Origin of the sequence: Citrobacter sp. Cb041 (assembly GCF_030336655.1) — a bacterium.
Lineage (GTDB): Bacteria > Pseudomonadota > Gammaproteobacteria > Enterobacterales > Enterobacteriaceae > Citrobacter > Citrobacter braakii.
The window spans coordinates 394875-419443 of record NZ_JAOWDD010000043.1; the positions used below are offsets into that span (position 1 = coordinate 394875).

Below are 24569 nucleotides of genomic sequence, written 5' to 3' on the forward strand. Positions count from 1 at the left end.
GATACAGAGGCGTTAACTGAACCGCATTACGCAGAATGCGGCTTTTCAGATTGGGTGGACGTTACTGTGGGAACCACTGATCGCTGATTTTTTGGTACGTGCCGTCAGCTTTGATTGCGGCCAGCGCGCTATTCAGTTTTTCCAGCAGGGCTTTGTTATCCGGGCGAACCGCAATGCCAAGACCAGTACCGAAGTATTGTGGGTCGGTCACTTTGTCAGTGGCTACGCCTAACTGCGGGTTGGTTTTCAGCCACTCGTTAACCACGGCGGTATCGCCAAATACGCCATCAATACGACCATTTTTCAGGTCGATAATCGCATTCTGATAGCTGTCGTAGGCCACGGTCTTCACTTCAGGGTGTTTGTCCTGCAGGTATTTCTGGTGCGTGGTACCGTTTTCCATGCCAATGCGTTTCCCTTTCAGGTCGGCAAAGGTTTTATAGGTGTCTTTTTTCGCAATCACCAGCGCGGAGTTTGCATAGTAAGGCTGAGTAAATGCCACCTGCTTGCTACGCTCAGGCGTGATGTCCATTCCGGAAATCACCGCATCATATTTTTTGAATTTCAGCGCGGGAATCAAGCTATCAAAAGCATGATTGGTGAAAGTACAGTCAGCCTGCATTTGTTTGCACAGTGCCGTTGCCAGGTCGATGTCAAAACCGACAATTTTATTGCTTGCATCCAGTGACTCAAATGGCGGATAAGTCGCTGATACACCGAAACTAATTTTATCAGCAGCTGAGGCGCCTGCGGCGAAAGTAGCAAGTAATGCGGCCAGTACTAACTTTTTCATGGTGGAACTCCCGTCTGTCAATCTTATGATTATTTACCGTGTCTGCGGCGTGAATTAACAATGCCATTTAATGAATTTATATGCAATAAAAATGATTAACTATTTTTTCTGATATAAAAAAAGACGGACAATTTAGGTTGTTGTCCGTCTTTTTTATTTTGGCTTTATGCATATTCACCGGAGAGTGTACAACGGAAGATGAATCGTAGCCTGATAAGCGTAGCGCCATCAGACATAAAAACCGATTTAATTCCGGTGTTCAAACGCCAGAGCTTTACGTTCGATCAAGCGCATCATCAGCGTCAGCAAACCGTTGACGATCAGGTAAATCACACCCGCCGCGCCGAAAACCATGACGTCATAAGTGCGACCATACAGCAGCTGACTATAGCCCATGACTTCCATCAGCGTGATGGTGTATGCCAGTGAGGTACTTTTAAACACCAGCACCACTTCGTTGGAATACGAGGAGAGGGCGCGTTTAAAGGCGTACGGCAACAGAATCGCCAGCGTATCCTTCTTACTCATCCCCAACGCTCCACAGGACTGCCACTGGCCTTCCGGGATTGCGCGGATAGCACCGTAGAACAGCTGGGTGGTATAAGCCGCACTGTTTAACGATAGCGCAATTAAGGCGCACAGCCACGGTTCAGAGAGCAGGTGCCACAGTACCGGATACTCCTGTAGCGTCGGGAACTGCCCTGGCCCGTAGTAGATGAGGAAGATTTGCACCAGCAGCGGAGTACCGGTAAACAACGTGATATAGGCGCGAACCAACCAGACCACAATCGGCGTTTTTAGCGTCAGGATGACGGTGAAAACCAGCGCCAGCACCAGAGCAACCACGATGGAGGCGACCGTCAGCGTCAGGCTGGTATGCAGCCCTTTTAACAATTCAGGTAAATACTCAAGCATTAGCCTGGTCTCCGCTCAAATCGTGTCGCGCGCAGGTCAATGCGTTTGAGAATGTACTGACTCACCAGCGTAATCACCAGGTAAATAGCCGCCGCCACAATGTACCAGGTAAACGGCTCCTGGGTACGGGTGGCAATGCTCTTGGTTTGCAGCATCAGATCGTTCACGCTGATAAGGCTGACCAGCGCGGTATCTTTCAGCAATACCAGCCACTGGTTACCCAGTCCCGGCAGAGCGTGACGCCACATCTGCGGCATCACCAGGCGAAAGAAGATCGCGGCTTTAGACAAACCCAACGCCTGACCTGATTCCCATTGTCCGAGTGGTACGGCCTTCAGCGCGCCACGCAGCGTTTGCGACGCGTAAGCCGCATACAGCAATGACAGCGCAATTACACCGCACAGGAACGGGCTGACGTCGAAGTTTTCGATCTGCATCTGAACCGGGATTTGTACAAACCCGAGATTGATCGTAAAGCCATCGGCCAGCGTCAGCAGCAGCTGTGAAGAGCCGAAATAGATGAACAGAACCACCAGAATTTCCGGCAGACCACGCAGGATGGTGACCAGAGCTGAGCCCGTCCATGCCACCGGACGCCATTTTACTGACTCCCAGACGGCAAAAAACATGGCGAGCGCGAGGCCAATAATCAGCGCACAAACGGCAAGGCCGACGGTCATCCCGGCGGCGCTTGCTAAAGGAAAAAATTCATTCATCAAGTATTACTTCTGGAACCATTTGTTGTAGATGGTCTCGTAAGTCCCATCTTTCTTCACTTTTTCCAGCGCAGCGTTAAATTTCTGCTGCAGCTCGGTATTGCCCTGGCGCACAGCGATGCCCAGACCCGTACCGAAGTAATCTTTATCCGTCACTTTGTCGCCAACTGCGGCCAGCTTTGGATTATCTTTCAGCCATTCGGTCACCACTGCGGTATCACCAAATACGCCGTCAATACGACCATTTTGCAGATCGAGTTTGGCATTCTGGTAGCTGTCATACGGTACGGTGGTCACTTCCGGATGTTTATCCATGATGAATTTCTGGTGCGTAGTACCGTTTTGTACACCGACTTTTTTGCCTTTCAGCTGGTCAATGCTGGTGTATTTACCCTGTTGGCCAACAAACAGGGCAGAGTTGTCGTAATACGGGGTGGTGAACAGAACCTGTTTTTCACGCTCTGGCGTGATGTCCATACCGGCCATCACCGCGTCAAAACGACGGAATTTCAGGCTCGGGATCAGGCTGTCGAAGGCCTGATTGGTGAAGGTACAGGTCGCGTCAATCTCTTTACACAGCGCATTCGCCAGATCAACGTCAAACCCTACGATTTTGTTATTCGCATCAATAGATTCAAACGGAGGATAAGACGCTTCGGTGGCGAAACGGATGGTTTGGGCTGCGGTAGCGGAAAGGCTAAAACCTGCGATTAGCGCGGCAATCAGAACTTTTTTCATTGTATTGTCCCGAATCTTAGTGAGAGAGATAGTTTTTAAACGCTTCGGTTTGCGGGTTGGCAAAGCAGCTCGCATCCCCAAACTCGACGATATGACCGTTTTCCATATACACCACACGGCTGGCCGTTTTACGTGCAACTTCCACTTCGTGGGTGACGATCACCTGAGTAATGTTGGTTTCCGCCAGTTCACGAATGATGCTGACGATTTGGGCAGTAATTTCCGGATCAAGCGCTGCGGTAGGTTCATCAAACAGCAGCACCTGCGGCTCCATCATCAACGCGCGGGCAATGGCCACACGCTGTTGCTGGCCACCGGAGAGATGCAGTGGGTAGCGATCGCTGTACGGCTTCAGGCGCAGACGTTCCAGCAATTTTTCGGCACGCGCCAGCGCTTGATCTTTTGTCAGACCCAGTACGCGGCAGGGCGCTTCAATCAGATTCTGCACAACCGTGAGATGCGGCCAAAGGTTGTATTGCTGGAAGACCATGCCCACGTTCTGACGCAGCTCCCGAATGGCTTTGTCTGACGGGGTCTTCGTGAAGTCGAAACGGTTACCCGCAATAGAGAGCGTGCCCGAGCGCGGCATCTCAAGCAGGTTGAGTACGCGCAGCAGCGAGCTTTTCCCGGCTCCACTTGGGCCAAGTAACACCAGTGTTTCACCCTGAGGGCAATCCAGCGTGATATCGAACAGCGCCTGATGTGCGCCGTAGAAGCAGTTAATGCCGTTTAATTGAATACTCATTGACACTCGATACTGGCAGTCTGATAGCTATTGAAGCCGCAGATACTACCTTTGACAGAATAGTTATGCAATATTTATGCGTTAAAAGTTAAATGCAAACCGCATTCTTATCTAAACATAGCACAAAATAGCGGGGCCACCAGTGGGCAAGAATAATTGTCGGCATTCTATGCAGAATGCCAGACAATTTATGGGGGTTATGGTTCAGGCGGGTGAATGGGGCGGTTAGCGGTTTTCGACAGACTGGCGCAGCGTCCCGGCTGGCGCGTGTACGCTGCCGCCCAGATAGCGGACATCGTCAACTACCCAGCACTGGCCTTCGCGGATCATCAGCACTTCATCACGCCAGCTTTGGTCACCCTGTTTAAGCTCTACGCGCAGCGGAATGTTGCGTGCATCACTATTCGGAATGGTCGATGCGCTGGCGACGCTGGCACTGTCCGGTAACGTAGCGCGACTAGAGAACGGATCGCTGTTAAACAGATCGCGATGCGCGTTATCACGGCTGGCATCGTTCAGCAGTTTCGCCAGGTTGTCGCTGAGGTACGGACGAAGGGGGGTAATGTCATTGTTTCGGTGCTGAATACGGTAATCATAGAATTGTTGAGCCACGCTGTCTGGCCCGCCTTCTACGCATGAGCCGCTACGCGTGCCGTTATCTTTGTAGGCCGGCGTTACGGTAGTACAGGCGCTGAGAAGTAGTGCACATGGAACCAGCAGAGAGAGTTTCGAGTAGCGCATAATGATTTCCTTATTAGCTTTCTACTATTAGTGTTCTACGTTGATTTACATGTCATACTTCAAGTTGCTTGTGCGTTGGCTACGTGCGTTCACCCCAGTCACATAGTTATCTATGCTCTTGGGGATTCACTCTCTTGCCGCCTTCCTGCAACTCGAATTATTTTGTGTAAAGAATATATCCTTTCAATGATAGTGGATCGGTTCGATAATGCTTTTGAGATCGTGCTCTTAGCGCAAAAAGGAGATTTACCATGCAGTTTTCGACTACCCCTACGCTGGAAGGGCAGAGCATCGTGGAATACTGCGGTGTTGTGACTGGCGAAGCCATTTTAGGCGCGAATATCTTCCGCGATTTCTTCGCCGGCATTCGCGATATCGTCGGCGGTCGCTCCGGCGCGTATGAAAAAGAGCTGCGTAAAGCGCGTGAAATTGCTTTTCAGGAGCTTGGTGAACAGGCAAAAGCGCTCGGTGCTGATGCGGTTGTCGGTATCGATATCGATTACGAAACCGTAGGCAAAGACGGTAGCATGCTGATGGTGAGCGTCAGCGGCACCGCGGTGAAAACTCGCCGATGAAGCGTCTGCTGTCTCTGCTGGCATTAACGCTGCTGCTGGTAGGATGTGCTGGCGAAAAAGGGATTGTCGACAAAGACGGGTATCAGTTAGATACCCGTCGTCAGGCGCAGGCTGCTTACCCGCGCATTAAAGTGCTGGTTATCCATTACACGGCCGATGATTTCGACTCTTCTCTGGCTACGCTGACCGATAAAAACGTCAGCTCGCACTATCTGATCCCGGCAGTGCCGCCGCTCTACCACGGCAAACCGCGTATCTGGCAACTGGTAGCGGAAAAAGATCTGGCCTGGCATGCGGGGATTAGCTTTTGGCGCGGCGCTACGCGAATTAACGATACCTCGATCGGCATTGAGCTGGAAAACCGTGGCTGGCAAAAATCGGCGGGCAGCAAGTATTTTGCGCCGTTTGAACCCGCGCAAATTCAGGCGTTAATCCCCTTGGCGAAAGATATTATTGCCCGCTATGACATAAAACCGCAGAACGTGGTGGCCCATGCGGATGTCGCACCGCAGCGCAAGGACGATCCAGGTCCACTGTTTCCATGGGAAGAACTGGCTGCGCAAGGAATTGGCGCGTGGCCGGATGCTCAGCGGGTGGCGTTTTATCTTGCCGGGCGAGCGCCCGATACACCGGTAGAAACCTCATCATTGCTCGATCTGCTGTCGCGCTATGGTTATGAGGTAAAACCTGAAATGACGCCGCGTGAACAGCGGCGGGTGATTATGGCCTTCCAGATGCACTTCCGCCCGACGTTGTGGAACGGCGTGGCGGATGCAGAAACTCAGGCGATTGCCGAAGCGTTACTGGAGAAATACGGGCAGGGTTAACGCGGCAGCTTGCCGTGGTCACGCAACCAGGCCGCGGTACGCTCAATCCCTTCATCCAGCGTCACAACGGGCTGATAGCCTAATTCTTCCTGAGCGCGGGTGGTATCCAGCGTAAAGTCAAAATTCAGCTTCGAGACGCCGTAATGCGTAAGCTTTGGCTCTTTCGCCGATTTATTGCCTAACCGCTCCATGCTGCGGGCAATCATGTCCAGCATCGGGTAGGGCACGGAGCGGATACGGCAATCAATATTTAGCTCGTCGATAAGTTTCTGCACAATACTGCGCAGGGTGCGATGCTCGCCGTTGGTAATGTTGTACGCGCGACCCGACGGCAGATTATCGCAGGCTTGCTGACTTGCCAGCCACATCGCGTGCACCGCATTCTCGTAGTAGGTCATATCCACCAGCGCACTTCCGCCGTGCGGCAACAGGATGCTGCCGTAGTGGTACATCATATGGGCCAGGCGCGGGATAAAGACTTTATCGTGTGGTCCGAACAAGCTTTGCGGACGCAATACCGTAAAACGGGTCTGCGGGTTGGCCTGTGTCAGCAACGCAATCACATCTTCGCCAGCCGCTTTACTGCGGGCGAATTCATTGGCGAAGCGTTGGGGGCGGAAGTCCTCTTTGATATCGCGATGGTGGTGATAATCAAAATAGAGCGACGGTGATGAGATATGAATGAAGTTACGAACGCCCCAGGCCACGGCCCACTCGCCCAGACGGCGGGTTGCGCGAACGTTGGCCAGATCGAAGGCTTCCTGAGTTCCCCATGGTGAGGTAAAACTGGAGCAGTGCCACAGCGTATCGATACCGGCGAGCATCACTTTTGCCTGCGAAGAGACCAGCTCGGTCAAATCGGCATGCACAAACTCTGCGCCCATTTTCTCCAGCAGCTTGCCCATCGCTTCGTTGCGACCGGTAGCTCTGACGCTGACGCCTTTGCTGCATAAAAACTCAACCGCGTTTCGGCCTAAGCCGCTGGTGGCTCCGGTAACCAGTACCTTCATATCAATCCACTGTGTTTAAAAAACGTCGTGCGCATTCTTCCGTGAATTTCGTCTGTATGCAATGGGAAACATGAAAGAATACAGGCTCTTTTTATCATGAGTCTGTGATTTGTTCTGCAAGTTTAGCAATACGCTTCGCCATCCCTCTGAAAATGAACAGATGCGCCGGGATCATCAGCAGCCAATAGAAGAGGCCTGGCATGCCGTGCGGATGCCACCAGGCGCGGACATCAATGCGTCGGTGGTCGCCTTTATCTTCCAGCGTGAAGCTCAGACGACCCAATCCTGGCGCTTTCATCCCAAACAGCAGCGTCAGCTGTTTTTCTGGCTCAACGATGATCACTTTCCAGCTGTCAACGGTATCGCCAACCTGCAACAGAGAGTGTTGCGGTCTGCCTTTCGCCAGCTTATGGCCGACCAGCAGGTCCAACGCCGCGCGCGTTTTCCATAAAATATTGCCAAAGAAATAGCCTTCTTTGCCGCCGAGGCGATTCACCACTTGCCACAGCGCCTGCCGACTGGCGGAGGTTTCAACGCTAAAGCCAGCTTGTTTAGCGAAATAGCCATATTCGGGGCGCCAGCGGGCAAATGCCTGCGCGTCGTAACCCCAGTCGCTGGAATTGACCAGCTTTTCTTCTTCTTTCAACGTGCTGCGCACCGCGTCATCAAAGGCAATCAGCTTTTGCGGGATCAGGGTGCGTAATTCGGTGTCATCGGCCAGCAGGTCGTGTTTTAACCCCTGTATCAGCGCTTTTGCCGTGGTCGGCGGCACTGACGTTATGACGTTCAAAAACCAGACCGAAATCCAGCGGGTAGGAAAGGGGACAGGGATGAGCAGGCGATGTTTACCGCTGACCGCCATAAAATGCTCGAACTGCTCCTGATAGCTCAATACCTGCGGCCCGGCGGCTTCGAGTACGCGGTGTTGGCGTGTAGGATGATCCAACAACGCCACCAGGTAGTACATTAAATTCTCCAGCGCGATAGGTGTGGTACGCGAGCGCACCCAGCGCGGAGGGGTGAGTACCGGCAGGTTGTAGACCATGTCGCGCATCACTTCAAAGGCGGCAGAACCTGCCCCTACGATAATACCAGCGCGCAATTCGGTCATTGGCACGCCTGATTCGCGCAGGGTGTCCGCGGTTATCTGTCGCGCACGCAGATGATCGGATTGTTCATGCCGGGGAGCCTGTAATGAGCTCAGGAAAATAAGCTGTTTGACTGGCGTATCACGTAGCGCATCGCGCACGTTCATTGCTACCTGGCGCTCATGGGCGATAAAATCACCGCCTTCTCCCATGCCATGGACCAGGTAATAGACCGTATCAACGCCGGTCAGCAGCGGCGTTAGGTTATCTGGCCAATTCAAATCGACCTTATGGCAACTGACGTTGGCCAACTGCTGCTTTTCCAGCCGCTCGATGCGGCGTGCCGCAGCCAGCACCTGATGCCCTTGCTGACTGAGCGCCTGTACCAGATGCTGACCAATGTAGCCACTGGCGCCAAGAACCAAAATCCGTTGCGGCACGCCCATCTCCTTAGCGGGTTAAAAAAGCGCGCCAGTGGGCGACGACTTCAGCAAGCTGTTCACGCGATACGTCCAGATGCATCACCAGACGCACAATCGGCGAGGCGTTAATCAGCACGCCTTGTGCTTTCATGTACTCGCCCAGTGCCGCAGCGTGTTCTTCGCCAACGCGGACAAACAGCATGTTGGTGTCGTGGCGCATGACGTCCGCTCCTGCTTCGCGCAGTTGTTCCGCCATCCAGGCGGCGTTGTCATGGTCTTCTTGTAAACGCGACACGTTATTTTTCAGCGCATACAGTCCGGCCGCCGCCAGAATACCGGCCTGACGCATTCCGCCGCCGGTCATTTTACGCCAGCGAATGGCGCGCTTGATGTACTCGTGGCTGCCGACCAGCAGTGAGCCTACCGGCGTTCCTAAACCTTTGGAGAGACAAATGGTGAACGAATCGCAGTATTGCGTGACATCTTTTAACTCACAGCCATAGGCGACGATGGCGTTAAAAATACGTGCGCCGTCGACATGCAGCGCAAGATTGCGCTCACGGGTAAATTCCCAGGCCTCTTTCAGATACTCGCGTGGTAGCACTTTGCCGTTGTGGGTGTTTTCTAGGCTGAGCAGACGCGTGCGGGCAAAATGGATATCGTCCGCTTTGATTTTTGCCGCCACTTTGTCCAGCGGCAAAGAGCCATCCGGCATGGCGTCGATAGGTTGCGGTTGAATGCTGCCGAGCACCGCTGCGCCACCCGCTTCGTAGAGATAGTTATGCGCGCCCTGACCGGCGATATACTCTTCGCCGCGCTGACAATGGCTGAGGAGAGCCACCAGGTTCGCCTGAGTGCCTGTGGGTAAGAAAATTGCGGCTTCTTTGCCAGAAAGCTCGGCTGCGTATTGCTGGAGGGCATTAACGGTAGGGTCATCACCGTAGACGTCGTCCCCGACCGGGGCGGCCATCATCTCTTCGAGCATGGCGCGACTTGGCCGGGTGACGGTATCACTGCGTAAATCAATCACGGGCATTCCTTTTTAAGTGAGGTAATGCCCTCTGTTTTACCTGAGCCAGTTAGTTTTCGCCAGTTCGATCACTTCATCACCGCGCCCGCTGATGATTGCGCGCAGCATATACAGGCTAAAACCTTTAGCTTGTTCGAGTTTGATCTGCGGCGGGATCGCCAATTCTTCTTTCGCGACGACCACATCGACCAGCACCGGACCGTCAATCGACATCGCCCTTTGCAGCGCTTCATCAACCTCTGAGGATTTCTCCACGCGAATGCCCGTAATGCCGCAAGCCTCGGCAATCCGTGCGAAATTTGTATCGTGCAGTTCGGTGCCGTCGGTCAGATAACCGCCAGCTTTCATCTCCATCGCCACAAACCCCAACACGCTGTTGTTGAAGACAATAATCTTCACCGGCAGCTTCATTTGCACAACCGACAGAAAGTCGCCCATCAGCATGCTAAAACCGCCGTCACCGCACATTGCGACAACCTGGCGTCCCGGTTCGGTTGCTTGTGCGCCGAGCGCCTGCGGCATGGCATTGGCCATCGACCCGTGGTTAAACGAACCGATCAGACGGCGTTTACCGTTCATTTTCAGATAACGTGCCGCCCACACCGTTGGCGTGCCAACGTCGCAGGTGAAGATGGCGTCGTCAGCGGCAAAATGGCTGATCTGCTGCGCCAGATACTGCGGATGAATGGCTTTATCGCTGGGTTTGGCTAAATCATCCAGCCCTTTACGCGCCTCACGATAGTGTTCCAGCGCTTTATCCAGGAACTGCCGATCGGTTTTTTCTTCCACCAGCGGCAGCAGGGTGCGGAGTGTGGATTTAATATCGCCTACCAGCGCCATATCTACTTTACTGTGCGCGCCAATGCTCGCCGGATTGATATCAATCTGAATAATCTTGGCGTCGGTGGGGTAGAACGGGCGATAGGGGAACTGGGTACCTAGCAGGATCAGCGTGTCGGCATTCATCATGGTATGGAAGCCGGATGAAAAGCCGATCAGCCCGGTCATGCCCACGTCGTAAGGGTTGTCGTACTCCACATGCTCTTTACCACGCAAGGCGTGCACAATCGGCGCTTTTATTTTAGCAGCAAACTCAACCAATTCTTTATGCGCACCGGCGCAGCCACTGCCGCACATCAGGGCGATATTGCTGGAGTAGCGTAGCAGTTGCGCTAGTTTTCTGAGCTCTTCTTCTTCCGGAGTGACCACCGGGAGCGGCGCATGATACCAGTGAGTGCTGGCGCTTTCAGGTGCTGGCTTCAGCGCAACGTCGCCGGGTAATACCACCACGGAGACGCCGCGGTTGAGCACCGCTTTACGCATCGCAATTGCCAGCACCTGTGGGATCTGTTCAGGGCTGGAAACCAGCTCGCAATAGTGGCTACATTCGCGAAACAACTCTTGCGGGTGGGTCTCCTGAAAATAACCGCTGCCTATCTCACTGGATGGAATGTGTGCGGCAATTGCCAGTACCGGGACGTGGTTGCGGTGGCAATCAAACAGGCCGTTAATCAGGTGCAGGTTGCCTGGTCCACACGAGCCAGCGCAGACGGCCAGTTCTCCCGTCAACTGCGCTTCAGCGCCCGCGGCGAAGGCCGCAACCTCTTCATGACGGGTTGGCATCCAGTCAATCGTTCCCATACGATTCAGACTGTCACTAAGGCCATTTAGCGAGTCACCCGTCACACCCCAAATGCGTTTAACGCCAGCTTGTTCAAGTGTTTTAGCAATAAAAGCGGCAACCGTTTGTTTCATGGTTTTCCTTCTCCTTTAATGTGATACCGGTTACAAGTTTAGATGAAGATAATAGTTATGCTTATCATTACCTCTTATTTCCGGCAGGTTTCATTAAGCCTGTATTAAGCGTAGTTTGTTATTGGACATGGTGAAACAAGGAATAAATTCAAATGGTTATAAAACTATTAAATACAGTTAACCGGGTACTGACTCATGAAGATTTTGGCAAGTTTTTGTTACGTATTGCCGTGGGGGGATTAATGCTGTTTCATGGGCTGCATAAACTGTTCGCGGGTATTGATGGCATCGGTGGCATGCTGATAGCGAAAGGTTTCCCCGGCTTTATTGCGTATGGCGTTCTGCTGGGAGAGGTTGTGGCACCGTGTCTGATTATTCTTGGGATCCTGACGCGTCCAGCGGCGTTGGGGCTGGCGTTTACGATGGTGGTGGCATGGCTGATGGTCGGGATGGGTGAAACCTGGTCACTGGATAAAACCGGCGCATGGGCAATTGAAAGTCTGGTGTATTTCTTCATCGGCGCTCTGGCCGTGGCATTTTTGGGCGCGGGGCGATTCTCCGTTGCCGGAAACTCGGCCTGGCGATAGTTTGCCATCCGAGAATCAATACAGAGGCGGGAATGCGTTAACCTATCTCCGCCTCGCCATTAAATCTGGCCGCTAATCCATGTCGACACTGCTCCACAGTTTGTGCCGACGTCTCAGTGCACGTTGCGTCAATGCCTTTGCCATCGCGGTGCCTATTTCAGCGCTAACCACCAACCCCTGAATAAAGGGACGGTCGTGCATCAACCACGGCAGTCCGCCAAAGGCGATGCGGTTGCGGGCGTTTTCCGGCGCTTGCAGCGTGTAATCTTCGCCGATATCCGGGATCTCATCGCCACAGGCCAGCAGTTGATCGCGTAGCGTTGGGAACGGAATATCTTTGCTCTGTAATGCCCGTTGCCCTCGGGCGTCAATGAATACATCAAATTCACTGCGCTGACCGTGGTGGTAAATGACCGTCATTTCCTGCTCATTTGTACGCTCATAATCTTTGCCGAGTGCGAGGATCTCAATCAGCCCGGCATCGTGCAGAGCCAGCAATCGGCGGATAGATTCAGACGGGATTGCCGCATAGTTATCAATAAAGACGCGCGCCAGTCCGTGCCTGAAACGTTTTTCGTCGCGAGCATCAAGATGAGGAACGATCTCTTCAATAACCTCATGGAGGCGCAATAAGGTATAGCGCCAGGCGACGGTATGTTGTTCCTGCTTGTTGCGTTCAACCTCCACCAGGTTACGCCTCGCCCAGTCAAAAGGGTCATGCTTGAGCCTGTCGGCAAAATAGACCTCGGGGAATGTGTCGGCGTTAAGCGTTGCAAGTGCAACCTGTTGACACCACCCTGGGGCCGCGTCTTGCAGTTGTTGCACAATAAGCCGGAAGATGCGGTCCAGTAATCCGTTTTGGCCCTCGGCAATGGCGTCTTCAATCGCTTCTTGCGTCGCGATATTCAGCGGTTCATAGGGAAGAGGGCAGTAAAAATCCGCTTCAGGCAGCACACCGCTGCGCGACATCAGGGTCAGCTTCAGGTTTTGGCTGTCGGGTTTACGCGTGAACTGCAGTGAACGGTCGGTATTGGTGGTGAAGGTACCATGCTGACTGACCACGGCCATCGCCGCGTCGATAGCGCTTAGCGAGGTGCCCAGAATACCCACCCTGCAAGCGCTAATCTGCGCCTCCATCAGGCCGGTCCACGGACTGGGGAAAAACTTGCGTGCCTGAGCATCAGTTTCTGGCCACAGATGGCCGCTGGCGATAGCGGCGAAATCCACTTCGACGGGCTGTGACGCGTGATTGATCCACAGGGAGACCCCAGTCGGGTTTGCTTGCAGGTCGGTGACTTTACTTGATTCATATACGCGAATTGTGAACCCGGATCTTTGCGCTTTATCGACAATGGCTAAAAAACGATCGCGATAATAGTCGCCGAGGATCACGCGGGGCAAAAATTGCCGCTCATGCAACGATGTACGTTCAAGCCGAAACTGCGCCAGGTATTCATCGCTTTGATTCTGTAGCCACGTCAGATAACTGATATAAATCGGCGGGATCTCAATGCTGGCTATATTGGCCAGCATGTGGTCTGCGTTGTTGTCGCTGTTATAAGGCATGCCTACGCCAGCTTCCTCAGCTTGCTCATAAAGCTGTATCTCCAGCGGTTCACCGCGCTCAACGAGGGCATGAAACGTATAAATTCCGGTGGGACCTACGCCGACGATGGCCACTTTTTTCATGGGGATCCTTTGTAGAAAGTTCGACGCGGTAGTCGGGGTTTTGCTTAACCTGTGCCAGGTAAGTGTGGTCGATAATTCGCAGGAGGAGGACGGTATTTTGCCTGGGAGGGTGAAAAAATCGGAATTTTGCAGCGTCTGACAACATAAAAAAAGGCCACCCGATATAACCGGGTAGCCTTTTGTACATCAGATATCGGCCAATTACGCCAGCACTAAATCACCCTGCGGATGACAGGAGCAAGCCAGCACATAACCTTCAGCAATTTCTGCGTCGGTCAGCGTCATGGTGCTACTGACCGTGTAGTTACCGTCAACCACTTTGGTTTTGCAGCAGCCGCAAACGCCCGCACGGCATGCGGCGACAACCGGCACTTTATTGCTTTCCAGCGCTTCCAGCAGCGTACTGCCTACCGGCGCATAAAACTCTTTTGCCGGCTGCAGTTTGGTGAACTTCAGACCGCTGGTGGCGGCTTCAGCTACCGGGGTGAAGAACTGCTCTTTAAAGAAGCGTGTCACGCCCAGCGCGTTGACTTCTTTCTCGACCAGATCCATATACGGCGCCGGGCCGCAGGTCATCACGGTGCGCGAAGCCAGGTCCGGTACGCTTTGCAGCAGTTCGGTGGTCAGTCGGCCGGAAACAAAACCGTCAGTGGCATTGTTTTCAGCAACTAAGGTCACCGGATACTCGCGCCATTCGTCGGCAAAAATGACATCTTGTGGTGAACGGACGTTAAAGATCACCTGCACATCTGCCTGTGGGCGGTATTTTGCCAACCAGCGACGCATTGACATGATTGGCGTGACGCCACAGCCAGCGGCCAGCATCAGGAACCTGTCTTCCGCTTTATCTTCACAGGTGAATTCACCCATTGCATCGGACAGCCAGATATAGTCGCCGCGCTTCACGTCGCGGGTTAACCACTGTGAGCCTGCGCCATCGTCAATGCGGCGGATGGTCAGCGTGATGTATTCGCTAACGCCCGGCGTTGAAGAGAGGGTGTAAGCACGCAGCGTGTCCGCTGAATTACGTACGCTGACCAGTGCATACTGCCCGGCGCGGTACGGATAATAGTCGTGGCACAGCAACGAAATCGTCCATACATCCGGCGTTTCCTGATGGATGTGATGAACCTGCATCCGCCATGGGCACTGATGAGTTGGCATTGTCATTCTTTACTCCTTACGCGCTCAGCAGTTGCTTCATATCTTCTTCAACGGTGGTCACGGAGCGCAGACCGAACTTCTCGTTGAGAACTGCCAGCAGGTCCGGCGTGAAGAAGCCAGGCGCAGTCGGGCCAGTGACGATGTTTTTCACACCCAGAGACAGCAGGGTCAGCAGAATGACAATCGCTTTCTGTTCGAACCAGGAGAGCACCAGAGACAGCGGCAGATCGTTCACGCCACAGCCCAGTTTCTCAGCCAGGGTTACTGCCAGGATGATGGCAGAGTATGCATCGTTACACTGACCTGCATCGACCAGACGCGGCAGACCTTCGATATCGCCGAACTCCAGTTTGTTGAAACGGTATTTACCGCACGCCAGAGTCAGGATCAGGCAGTCGTCCGGCACGCTGGTGGCGAAGTCGGTGAAGTAGTTACGTTCGCCACGCGCGCCATCACAACCGCCAACCAGGAAGATGTGACGCAGTTTTTCGCGGCTTACCAGGTCGATCAGGGTATCAGCCGCGCCCAGCAGAGTCTGACGACCGAAACCAACGGTGATCAGGTGCGGAATTTCGCTGTATGGGAAGCCCGCCATCTGCTGAGCCTGAGCGATTACCGGAGCGAAGTTGTCGCCTTCGAGGTGGCTTACACCTGGCCAACCGACGATGCTACGAGTCCAGATACGGTCATCGTAGGCGCCAACGGTTGGGTCGATGATGCAGTTAGAGGTCATTACGATTGGGCCCGGGAAGCGGGCAAATTCAACCTGCTGATTCTGCCAGCCGCTGCCGTAGTTACCGATCAGGTGTTTGAACTTACGCAGTTCCGGGTAGCCGTGCGCCGGCAGCATTTCACCGTGGGTATAGACGTTAACGCCGGTACCTTCGGTCTGCTCCAGCAGGTTGTACAGATCTTTCAGGTCGTGACCGGAGATCAGGATGCACTTACCTTCGGTTGCTTTGACGTTGACCTGAGTTGGCGTCGGGTGGCCGTATTTAGTGGTTTCGCCAGCATCCAGAATGCTCATCACTTTGAAGTTCATCTGGCCGATTTCCATTGAGCACTCCAGCAGAGCGTTCATATCGGAAGGCCAGGTTCCCAGCCATGCCATGATTTTGTGGTACTGAGCGTAGATGTCGTTGTCGTACTGACCGAGAACGTGCGCGTGCTCCATGTAAGCTGCCGCACCTTTCAGGCCGTACAGGCACAGCAGACGCAGGCCGAGAATGTTCTCGCCAATGGCTGCTTTGTCTTTGTTCGGGGTAAATTCAGCGGCCTGACGTTGCAGGTCGCCCAGATCGTCGCTGACCAGTTGCAGATCGGCCATCGGGTTAGCGACCGCTGCGTTCGCGTCGATGTTCAGGCATTGCGCTTTCAGGGCGTCGCGCATGGCGATAGCTTCACGGGCATAGCCAACAATACGCGGAGAATCGAAGTTAACGTTGGTCAGCGTGGAGAAGAATGCACGCGGTGCAAAGTTATCAACCTCATGGTCGATGATGCCGTATTCACGTGCCTTAACAGCCCATGCAGACAGACCTTGTAGGGAAGCAATCAGCAGATCCTGCAAATCGGAGGTTTCAGCCGTTTTACCGCACATACCCTGCGCGTAAGAGCAGCCGTTTCCTGCCGGAGTACGGATGGTTTGTTCACATTGCACACAAAACATGGTCACACCTTTTAAAGTTATATTTAATATACATGTTTAAGGTTATGCCTGTGCGCGAAGGGATAAAAGGGATTTCTGCTACAACTTGCAGGGAGATTGATTTAGCGCAATTTTGGCGGTAGATGACTACCGCCAGAGAGGTATTTGTCCTGACTTCAGGCGGAGAAAAACGCCATCAGCAAAGGCACTAACAGACTCAGAATAAAGCCGTGGACGATGGCTGCCGGAACCATCTCCAGACCGCCGCTGCGTTGGAGCACCGGTAAGGTGAAATCCATTGATGTCGCGCCACATAGCCCCAGCGCGGTAGAGCGGCTGCGGCCCACCATTCCAGGAATCAACATAATGGCAATCAGTTCGCGGGCCAGGTCATTAAAGAAGGCGGCGCTACCAATCACCGGCCCGAACGATTCGGTTAACAGAATACCGGACAGGGAATACCAGCCAAAACCTGATGCCATCGCCAGCGCGGTTTTCAGCGGTAAGCCGAGGATCAACGCATTAATAACCCCTGCCAGCATCGAACTGGCGACGACGACCACCGCAACAATCATCCCCCGGCGATTCAGCACAATTTGCTTTAAGGTCATACCGCTATTGCGCAGTTGAATCCCGACCAGGAACAGTAAAAAGATTAACGTATATTCGCTGGCTTCGGTGGCGTGCTGCAGAATAGGAAGACCGGTGAGGCCGAGCAGAAAACCCACGACGACGACGCCACAAAGCTGGAGCGACTCAAGCGCCATTGCAATTCGCGAGGGTAGCTTTTCTTGCTTGTGGTTATGTCGCCAGGGCAGCGAACGCTCCAGCCAGAACAGCGCCGCGATATTACACAGCAAAATGACCGTCACGCTGACCGCAGAATAATGAAGAATGGCTAACAGGTTGCTGGCGAGATTATCCAGAAACGCCAGGCTGATACCCATAAAAAAGAGAATAAGGTAGACGATCCAGCTCAACAGGCGATTGATGAGTTTTAATGCAGCCCTGTGCCGAAGCGGAATAAGGTAGCCCACAATAAGGGGAACCAGAATGATTAACAGCCCTGAAAACATGAAAACCAGATCCTTGCTGAGAGTAAGACGAAATGCGCCAGCACACACTACTCAATGCAAAGAAGGGAGTAAAGTTGCAAATAAAAGGAAATATAGCGGGGAAAAAAAGACCTGACTTGCGCCAGGCCTTTTTTGTTATCGATTAATCGCGTTTTTCCAGCAGAGTGCGGTAAATAAGACCGCCGAGGACCCCACCGATAATCGGCATAACCCAGAAGAACCACAATTGCTGTAATGCCCAGCCGCCCTGGAAGATGGCTACAGCGGTACTACGTGCCGGGTTAACGGAGGTGTTGGTAACCGGAATACTGATCAAGTGGATCAGGGTTAACGCCAGACCAATCGCAATAGGTGCAAAACCTGCCGGAGCATGTTTATCGGTCGCACCGTGGATCACTAATAAGAAACCAGCGGTCAAAATAATTTCAATTACGACGGCAGAAAGCATTGAATAGCCGCCAGGTGAATGTTCACCAAAGCCGTTCGAGGCAAAACCACTGGCAGTTGCGTCAAAACCAGCTTTACCGCTGGCAATAAGATACAGTGCCGCTGCTGCAACAATACCGCCCACAACCTGAGCGATAACATAACCAATAACGTCTTTTGCCGGGAAGCGACCGCCCGCCCATAAACCGAAGGTCACCGCCGGGTTAAAGTGTCCGCCGGAAATATGACCTACGGCGAATGCCATGGTTAATACTGTCAAACCAAACGCCAGCGCGACACCGGCAAATCCAATACCCAACTCCGGGAATGCTGCGGCCAGAACTGCGCTACCGCACCCACCAAAGACGAGCCAAAACGTACCGAAGAATTCGGCTGCTAATTTCCTGAACATAACCACCTCAATTAAAAGTTCCGGGTTCGTGTTCCTTACCCGGTAATTCATCGCTAAAAGGGACGATGATGAAAGAGCCGGTATTTTAGAAAAAAACATCATCCCTTCGCCAGTTAAATTGATGAAAAAATTTGATTTAAGGCAATATGTTGTGATTCCTTTTTGAATATTGGATGAATGAAGCATAGTTCAATTAGCAAAACGGCGATGATTGAGTTCTGAAATAATATTCCGGGGAAAACATAAGAAGAATATTCTTATATTTTTTGATTTCTGCGACTAACCTCCTGATCATATCGGGTGTCCTGAGCGCCCGCTTGCCGTTATACTCCTGATAACTTGAAGGAAAAAGTTAGCATTTCCGGAGGCTATATGATTCTCGAACGCGTTGAGATTGTTGGATTTCGTGGTATTAACCGTCTGTCGTTGATGCTGGAGCAAAGCAACGTGCTGATTGGGGAGAACGCGTGGGGTAAGTCCAGTCTGCTGGATGCTTTAACCCTGTTGCTGTCGCCGGAAATTGATTTATACCACTTTGACCGCGAAGATTTCTGGTTCCCGCCGGGCGATATACAAGGCCGGGAACATCATCTGCATATCATCCTGACGTTTCGTGAGTCTCAACCAGGTCGCCACCGCGTGCGCAGGTATCGTCCTCTGGAAGCCAGTTGGACGCTGTGTCAGGATGGCTATCACCGCATATTCTATCGGCTGGAAGGTGAATGTGCGGACGACGGTAGCGTTCTGACGTTACGCAGTTTTCTGGATGGCGAGGGCCATCAGCTTCCCCTCGACGACATTAACGATCAGGCACGGCACCTCGTGCGTTTGATGCCAGTACTGCGCCTGCGCGACGCGCGTTTTATGCGACGGATCCGTAACGGTACGGTGCCGGATTCGGCGGATGTCGAAGTGACCGCGCGGCAACTGGATTTTCTGGCACGTGAACTGGCTACCCGACCGCAAAACCTGACAGATGGGCAGATACGTCAGGGGTTATCGGCCATGGTACAGCTATTGGAACACTATTTTTCTGAGCAGGGTTCCAGTCAGTCCCGCTATCGTCTGATGCGTCGACGTTCCAATAACGAACAACGTAGCTGGCGCTATCTGGATATTATCAACCGTATGATTGATAGACCGGGCGGACGCACGCACCGCGTGATCCTGTTGGGACTGTTTTCGACGCTGTTACAGGCCAAAGGTACGCTGAGGCTGGATAAAGACGCCCGGCCGTTACTGTTGGTAGAAGATCCTGAAACGCGTTTACATCCGATTATGCTGTCGGTTGCCTGGCACCTGCTGAATTTGCTTCCACTGCAACGGGTGGCGACCACCAACTCAGGTGAGTTACTGTCCCTCACCCCCGTGGAACATGTTGTCCGCCTGGTGCGTGAGTCCTCCCGCGTCGCCGCCTGGCGGCTTGGACCAGGTGGGATCAGCGCAGAAGATGGTCGGCGTATTGCCTTTCATATTCGTTTTAACCGTGCATCGTCGTTGTTTGCCCGCTGTTGGCTGCTGGTGGAAGGCGAAACGGAAACCTGGGTCATTAACGAACTGGCCCGCCAGTGTGGGCACCACTTTGATGCGGAAGGTATCAAAGTCATTGAGTTTGCCCAGTCCGGCCTTAAGCCGCTGGTTAAGTTCGCCCGCCGGATGGGTATCGAGTGGCATGTGCTGGTTGATGGTGATGAAGCCGGGAAAAAGTATGCTGCTACGGTGCGGAGTTTGTTGAATAACGACAGAGAAGAAGAACGCGATCATTTAACCATGCTTCCCGCGCTGGACATGGAACACTTTATGTATCGCCAGGGGTTCGCTGACGTTTTTCACAGGGTGGCGCAAATCCCCGAAAACGTGCCCATGAATATGCGCAAAATTATCTCGAAGGCGATTCACCGGTCGTCAAAACCAGATTTAGCCATTGAGGTGGCGATGGAAGCCGGTCGGCGCGGCGTTGACGCGGTGCCAACGCTGCTGCGAAAAATGTTTTCCCGCGTGCTGTGGTTGGCACGCGGCAGAGCGGATTAGCGGCGAAACATCGACGACAGCTGCGAGTGGATGCTGTCCAGTAGCTGGTAGCGACGGCGGTATTCCGCGCGTTTTTTGCTGGCAATGTCCGCTTCGCTTTTTCGCGCCATTGTGCGTGGGATATGGTAATAGCCGTGACTGTCGCACTCACCGCCAACCGACTCCCAAAATGCGTTGTAGTCGGAAAGTATCACCTTGTTTTTATCGTGGTAACGCGGGCTGCGAAAGATATGCTGTTCATTGCTGACAGCCAGAATTTGTTTAATATTCAATTGTTCTGCAAAGCAGCAAATGGCTTCCATCACAATACGTTTAGGGAAAATCCCGTAGCATGATTTGGTCGCTTTTTGAATTTCTTCATGTGGCAGTAATCGACTGCCTCCCTGTAACCCGCCAATAAACAGTGTGCTGCTTCCTTGATAATTGCACAGCGTAAACGTCATTTCCGCTAAAGTCTCGCCAGCGCTATTGCGTACCAGAATGGTACTTTCACCTTCTTTATCCAGTGAGATAAATGAGCCCAGTATTACGCTAAATATTTCGCTATTTTTGCCTTCAATTTGTGCCAGTTGTAATCCATCCGCACTTAAATAAGCTTTATATTCAGTGGCTGAAAAAGAGCTGCGGATAGCATTGTAATGAAAACGCACAGCATCCAGTTTCATCTTCCGATCAAGGTTTTGTGCGAGATAGGCGCGATGTAGGCGAACCGGCAGACGAGGCTGGCGCGCCAGTACGCTATCGAGATCAGGCCACTGCGCCAGTTCAGTCATCCATTCATGCATTAATCGTGGCATAAGCGCTGAGCGCAACAAAAACTTACGACGGAAGCTACGCTGATGCCAAAATTTTCCAGGGCGCCAATGTCCGGTCATCAGGCTACAAAAGAGGCTAAAACTTGTGGCGGGTTTTGAAGAATGAAAAGTGCTGTCAGTTAGCTGGCTCATAATAACAATCCGATGGATACTCTGGTACTAATTTCAACACAGCGGATCTTAACCATTCATCAATAACTCTGTTATTCTTGCGTTTTTCAACGGTTATTTATTTAACGTTGATGTTTACCACTCCACTCTGGTGGACGTATTGGGGGAAATTGGGACATTTATGAAGCTCAAGGGAAAAATCAAAAAGCGCTATTTTCTCTTCGCCATCATCATTATTGTGGTGATAATTGCACTTTGGCGAACGCTTAATGCGCCTTTACCTCAGTATCAAACGTTAATTGTGCGTCCGGGCGATCTGCAGCAAAGCGTACTGGCAACCGGCAAACTGGATGCGTTGCGTAAAGTTGACGTCGGGGCGCAGGTAAGCGGGCAGTTAAAAACGCTGTCGGTCGCCATTGGCGACAAAGTAAAAAAAGATCAACTGCTTGGCGTTATCGATCCTGAACAGGCGCAAAACCAGATTAAAGAGGTTGAAGCGACGCTGATGGAATTACGCGCTCAGCGTTTACAGGCTGAAGCCGAGTGGAAGCTGGCGCGGGTAACGCTTTCCCGTCAGCAACAGCTGGCGAAAACCCAGGCTGTCTCGCAACAGGATCTCGACACGGCGGCTACTCAGATGGCGGTCAAACAGGCGCAAATCGGCACAATTGATGCGCAAATTAAGCGTAATCAGGCCTCTCTCGATACGGCAAAAACCAACCTTGATTACACCCGCATCGTCGCGCCAATGGCAGGCGAAGTCACGCAAATTACTACCCTTCAGGGGCAAACCGTTATTGCTGCCCAGCAGGCGCCTAACATTCTGACATTGGCAGATATGAGCACCATGCTGGTGAAAGCGCAGGTTTCCGAGGCGGATGTGATTCACCTGCATCCCGGGCAAAAGGCCTGGTTTACCGTACTGGGCGATCCTCAGACGCGCTACGAAGGTAAGCTCAAAGATGTTCTTCCGACGCCAGAGAAAGTGAATGATGCGATTTTCTACTATGCTCGCTTCGAAGTTCCCAACCCGAAAGGGATCCTGCGTCTGGATATGACCGCGCAGGTCCATATCCAGCTCACCGATGTCAAAAATGTCCTGACGATCCCGCTGTCGGCGCTGGGCGATCCTATTGGCAACAATCGTTATAACGTCAGGCTGCTGCGTAACGGTGAAACCCGTGAACGTGAAGTGGTTATCGGCGCGCGTAATGACACCGATGTGGAGATCGTGAAAGGGCTGGAAGAGGGGGATGAAGTCATCACCGGTGAGGGCAACGCTGGAGCGCCAAAATGACGGCATTGCTTGAACTGAGCAGTATCCGCCGCAGCTATCCGTCAGGCGAAGGCCAGGTCGAGGTATTGAAGGACGTATCCTTGAGCATTCAGGCCGGGGAAATGGTGGCGATTGTCGGGGCGTCTGGCTCGGGGAAATCGACGCTGATGAATATTCTCGGCTGTCTGGACAAACCCACCAGCGGTACGTATCGGGTTGCCGGGCGCGATGTCTCCACGCTGGATAGCGATGCGTTAGCCCAGCTGCGTCGCGAACATTTCGGTTTTATCTTCCAGCGTTATCATTTGTTGTCGCATTTAACCGCCGCGCAAAACGTTGAGGTGCCTGCGGTTTACGCTGGCACCGAACGTAAGCAGCGCCTGGCCCGTGCGCAAGAACTCCTGCAGCGACTGGGTCTGGGCGACAGAGTCGACTATCAGCCTTCCCAGCTTTCCGGTGGTCAGCAGCAGCGGGTCAGTATTGCGCGTGCGCTGATGAACGGGGGACAGGTTATCCTCGCCGACGAACCCACCGGCGCGCTGGACAGCCATTCAGGCGAAGAGGTGATGGCGATTTTGCATCAGCTGCGCGATCGCGGGCATACGGTGATTATCGTCACTCACGACAGCCAGGTCGCCGCACAGGCCGAACGCGTCATTGAAATTCGTGACGGCGAGATTGTGCGCAATCCGCCGTCGCACAAACCCTCTACCGGGCGCGATATCGCGGAGCCGACGGTGAAAACGGCGTCCGGTTGGGGGCAGTTTGCCAGCGGTTTTCGCGAAGCGCTCACTATGGCCTGGCTGGCAATGGCTGCGAATAAAATGCGAACGCTACTGACCATGCTTGGGATCATCATCGGTATTGCTTCAGTGGTGTCGATTGTGGTGGTAGGCGATGCGGCTAAACAGCTGGTACTGGCAGATATTCGCGCTATTGGCACCAATACCATCGATATCTTTCCTGGCAAAGATTTCGGCGACGACGACCCACAATATCAACAGGCGCTGAAGTATGACGATTTAACGGCTTTACAGAAGCAGCCCTGGGTCAGTTCGGTGACGCCTGCGGTGTCGAAAAACCTGCGGCTACGCTATGGCAATATCGACGTGGCCGCCAGTGCTAATGGCGTTAGCGGCGACTATTTCAACGTCTATGGCATGACGTTTAGCGAAGGGACCACTTTTAACGCTGAACAACTGGCGGGGCGCGCTCAGGTGGTGGTGCTCGATAGCAATACCCGTCGTCAATTGTTCCCCAACAAAGCGAAAGTTGTCGGCGAAGTCGTGCTGGTGGGGAATATGCCTGCCACGGTGATTGGTGTTGCAGAAGAGAAACAGTCGATGTTTGGCAGTAGCAAGATCCTGCGGGTCTGGCTGCCTTACAGCACCATGTCCGGGCGAATTATGGGGCAGTCGTGGCTGAACTCGATCACCGTGCGGGTGAAAGACGGTTTTGATAGTGCCCAGGCCGAGCAGCAGCTCACCCGGCTACTGACGTTACGCCACGGTAAGAAGGATTTCTTCACCTGGAATATGGACGGTGTCTTGAAAACCGCCGAAAAGACCACACGTACATTACAACTCTTCCTGACGCTGGTGGCCGTGATTTCGCTGGTGGTCGGTGGGATTGGTGTGATGAATATTATGCTGGTTTCGGTAACCGAACGAACGCGCGAGATTGGCATTCGTATGGCGGTTGGCGCCCGCGCCAGTGACGTGCTGCAGCAGTTCTTAATTGAAGCGGTGCTGGTGTGTCTGGTTGGCGGCGCGTTGGGCATTAGCTTGTCGATGCTGATCGCCTTTACGCTTCAGCTATTCCTGCCTGGCTGGGAAATAGGTTTCTCACCCGTAGCCTTATTGACGGCGTTTCTGTGTTCGACTGCGACCGGGATTTTGTTTGGCTGGCTACCGGCGCGAAATGCGGCGCGGCTGGATCCGGTAGATGCTCTGGCGCGGGAATAATACTATCGAGATAAA

The 24569-nt window shown here is 53.1% G+C and carries 22 protein-coding genes; 6 read left to right on the forward strand and 16 right to left on the reverse strand.

Annotated elements, in window-relative coordinates:
- Window positions 1–61: 61 nt before the first annotated feature.
- The 6 genes from artJ to OGV52_RS22715 form a co-directional block, all read right to left on the reverse strand.
- Complete coding sequence (gene artJ / locus OGV52_RS22690; RefSeq protein WP_016153670.1) at window positions 62–793, reverse strand: arginine ABC transporter substrate-binding protein ArtJ; 732 nt, start codon at window positions 791–793, stop codon at window positions 62–64.
- A gap of 246 nt (window positions 794–1039) precedes the next feature.
- Entirely contained in the window at window positions 1040–1708 is a 669-nt protein-coding gene (gene artM, locus OGV52_RS22695; RefSeq protein WP_016153669.1) for an arginine ABC transporter permease ArtM, read from the reverse strand.
- Window positions 1708–2424 (reverse strand): arginine ABC transporter permease ArtQ, encoded by a 717-nt coding sequence (artQ, locus tag OGV52_RS22700; RefSeq protein WP_016153668.1) that lies wholly within the window; start codon window positions 2422–2424, stop codon window positions 1708–1710. Before artQ ends, artM begins: the two co-directional genes overlap by 1 nt.
- A 6-nt stretch (window positions 2425–2430) precedes the next feature.
- The gene (gene artI, locus OGV52_RS22705) at window positions 2431–3162 is read right to left on the reverse strand and encodes an arginine ABC transporter substrate-binding protein ArtI (protein WP_003027298.1); all 732 of its coding nucleotides are present in this window, start codon (window positions 3160–3162) and stop codon (window positions 2431–2433) included.
- Between the two features lie 16 nt (window positions 3163–3178).
- Complete coding sequence (gene artP / locus OGV52_RS22710) at window positions 3179–3907, reverse strand: arginine ABC transporter ATP-binding protein ArtP (RefSeq protein ID WP_016156950.1); 729 nt, start codon at window positions 3905–3907, stop codon at window positions 3179–3181.
- A 225-nt stretch (window positions 3908–4132) separates the two neighbouring features.
- Window positions 4133–4648: a lipoprotein gene (locus OGV52_RS22715; RefSeq protein ID WP_016153666.1), complete on the reverse strand. Its 516-nt coding sequence runs from the start codon at window positions 4646–4648 to the stop codon at window positions 4133–4135.
- A 251-nt stretch (window positions 4649–4899) separates the two neighbouring features.
- Here OGV52_RS22715 and OGV52_RS22720 point away from each other — a divergent pair, with 251 nt between their 5' ends.
- Both OGV52_RS22720 and OGV52_RS22725 read left to right on the forward strand, forming a co-directional pair.
- Complete coding sequence (locus tag OGV52_RS22720; protein ID WP_001160725.1) at window positions 4900–5223, forward strand: heavy metal-binding domain-containing protein; 324 nt, start codon at window positions 4900–4902, stop codon at window positions 5221–5223.
- Window positions 5220–6050, forward strand: a complete 831-nt coding sequence (locus OGV52_RS22725) for an N-acetylmuramoyl-L-alanine amidase (protein ID WP_016153665.1) — start codon at window positions 5220–5222, stop codon at window positions 6048–6050. Before OGV52_RS22720 ends, OGV52_RS22725 begins: the two co-directional genes overlap by 4 nt.
- On the opposite strand, the gene OGV52_RS22730 is transcribed toward OGV52_RS22725, so the two are convergent.
- From OGV52_RS22730 to poxB, 4 genes are all read right to left on the reverse strand, one after another.
- Complete coding sequence (locus tag OGV52_RS22730) at window positions 6047–7060, reverse strand: 3-beta-hydroxysteroid dehydrogenase (protein WP_016153664.1); 1014 nt, start codon at window positions 7058–7060, stop codon at window positions 6047–6049. The genes OGV52_RS22725 and OGV52_RS22730 overlap by 4 nt on opposite strands.
- A gap of 94 nt (window positions 7061–7154) precedes the next feature.
- The gene (locus OGV52_RS22735; RefSeq protein WP_016156947.1) at window positions 7155–8588 is read right to left on the reverse strand and encodes an SDR family oxidoreductase; all 1434 of its coding nucleotides are present in this window, start codon (window positions 8586–8588) and stop codon (window positions 7155–7157) included.
- Window positions 8589–8598: 10 nt separating this feature from the next.
- On the reverse strand, window positions 8599–9600 hold the full coding sequence (ltaE, locus tag OGV52_RS22740) for a low-specificity L-threonine aldolase (protein ID WP_137352637.1): 1002 nt from the start codon (window positions 9598–9600) through the stop codon (window positions 8599–8601).
- Between the two features lie 36 nt (window positions 9601–9636).
- Entirely contained in the window at window positions 9637–11355 is a 1719-nt protein-coding gene (poxB, locus tag OGV52_RS22745) for a ubiquinone-dependent pyruvate dehydrogenase (protein WP_016156946.1), read from the reverse strand.
- 152 nt (window positions 11356–11507) lie between these two features.
- Here poxB and OGV52_RS22750 point away from each other — a divergent pair, with 152 nt between their 5' ends.
- Window positions 11508–11942 (forward strand): DoxX family protein, encoded by a 435-nt coding sequence (locus OGV52_RS22750; protein ID WP_047501022.1) that lies wholly within the window; start codon window positions 11508–11510, stop codon window positions 11940–11942.
- A gap of 72 nt (window positions 11943–12014) precedes the next feature.
- On the opposite strand, the gene OGV52_RS22755 is transcribed toward OGV52_RS22750, so the two are convergent.
- The 5 genes from OGV52_RS22755 to aqpZ all read right to left on the reverse strand — a co-directional run bounded on the left by OGV52_RS22755 (window position 12015) and on the right by aqpZ (window position 18357).
- Window positions 12015–13631 (reverse strand): FAD-NAD(P)-binding protein, encoded by a 1617-nt coding sequence (locus OGV52_RS22755; RefSeq protein WP_047501024.1) that lies wholly within the window; start codon window positions 13629–13631, stop codon window positions 12015–12017.
- A gap of 201 nt (window positions 13632–13832) precedes the next feature.
- Window positions 13833–14801, reverse strand: coding sequence for an NADH oxidoreductase (gene hcr / locus OGV52_RS22760; protein WP_016153658.1), 969 nt, complete (start codon window positions 14799–14801; stop codon window positions 13833–13835).
- Window positions 14802–14811: 10 nt separating this feature from the next.
- The gene (gene hcp / locus OGV52_RS22765; RefSeq protein WP_016153657.1) at window positions 14812–16464 is read right to left on the reverse strand and encodes a hydroxylamine reductase; all 1653 of its coding nucleotides are present in this window, start codon (window positions 16462–16464) and stop codon (window positions 14812–14814) included.
- Between the two features lie 155 nt (window positions 16465–16619).
- Window positions 16620–17519, reverse strand: coding sequence for a LysO family transporter (locus tag OGV52_RS22770; RefSeq protein WP_016153656.1), 900 nt, complete (start codon window positions 17517–17519; stop codon window positions 16620–16622).
- A 142-nt stretch (window positions 17520–17661) separates the two neighbouring features.
- Window positions 17662–18357 carry an aquaporin Z gene (gene aqpZ / locus OGV52_RS22775; protein WP_003840208.1) on the reverse strand — a complete coding sequence of 232 codons (696 nt, stop codon included), beginning with the start codon at window positions 18355–18357 and terminating at the stop codon, window positions 17662–17664.
- Window positions 18358–18729: 372 nt separating this feature from the next.
- On the opposite strand from aqpZ, the gene OGV52_RS22780 reads away from it, so the two are divergent.
- Window positions 18730–20388 carry an ATP-dependent endonuclease gene (locus OGV52_RS22780; RefSeq protein ID WP_103766527.1) on the forward strand — a complete coding sequence of 553 codons (1659 nt, stop codon included), beginning with the start codon at window positions 18730–18732 and terminating at the stop codon, window positions 20386–20388.
- Here the strand turns inward: OGV52_RS22780 and OGV52_RS22785 are convergent.
- The gene (locus OGV52_RS22785; protein WP_049042464.1) at window positions 20385–21335 is read right to left on the reverse strand and encodes a VirK/YbjX family protein; all 951 of its coding nucleotides are present in this window, start codon (window positions 21333–21335) and stop codon (window positions 20385–20387) included. The genes OGV52_RS22780 and OGV52_RS22785 overlap by 4 nt on opposite strands.
- 160 nt (window positions 21336–21495) lie before the next feature.
- Here OGV52_RS22785 and macA point away from each other — a divergent pair, with 160 nt between their 5' ends.
- Both macA and macB read left to right on the forward strand, forming a co-directional pair.
- Window positions 21496–22611, forward strand: a complete 1116-nt coding sequence (gene macA, locus OGV52_RS22790; RefSeq protein ID WP_287109204.1) for a macrolide transporter subunit MacA — start codon at window positions 21496–21498, stop codon at window positions 22609–22611.
- Complete coding sequence (macB, locus tag OGV52_RS22795) at window positions 22608–24554, forward strand: macrolide ABC transporter ATP-binding protein/permease MacB (protein WP_287109205.1); 1947 nt, start codon at window positions 22608–22610, stop codon at window positions 24552–24554. The genes macA and macB overlap by 4 nt, the downstream gene beginning before the upstream one ends.
- The last annotated feature ends 15 nt before the right edge of the window (window positions 24555–24569 follow it).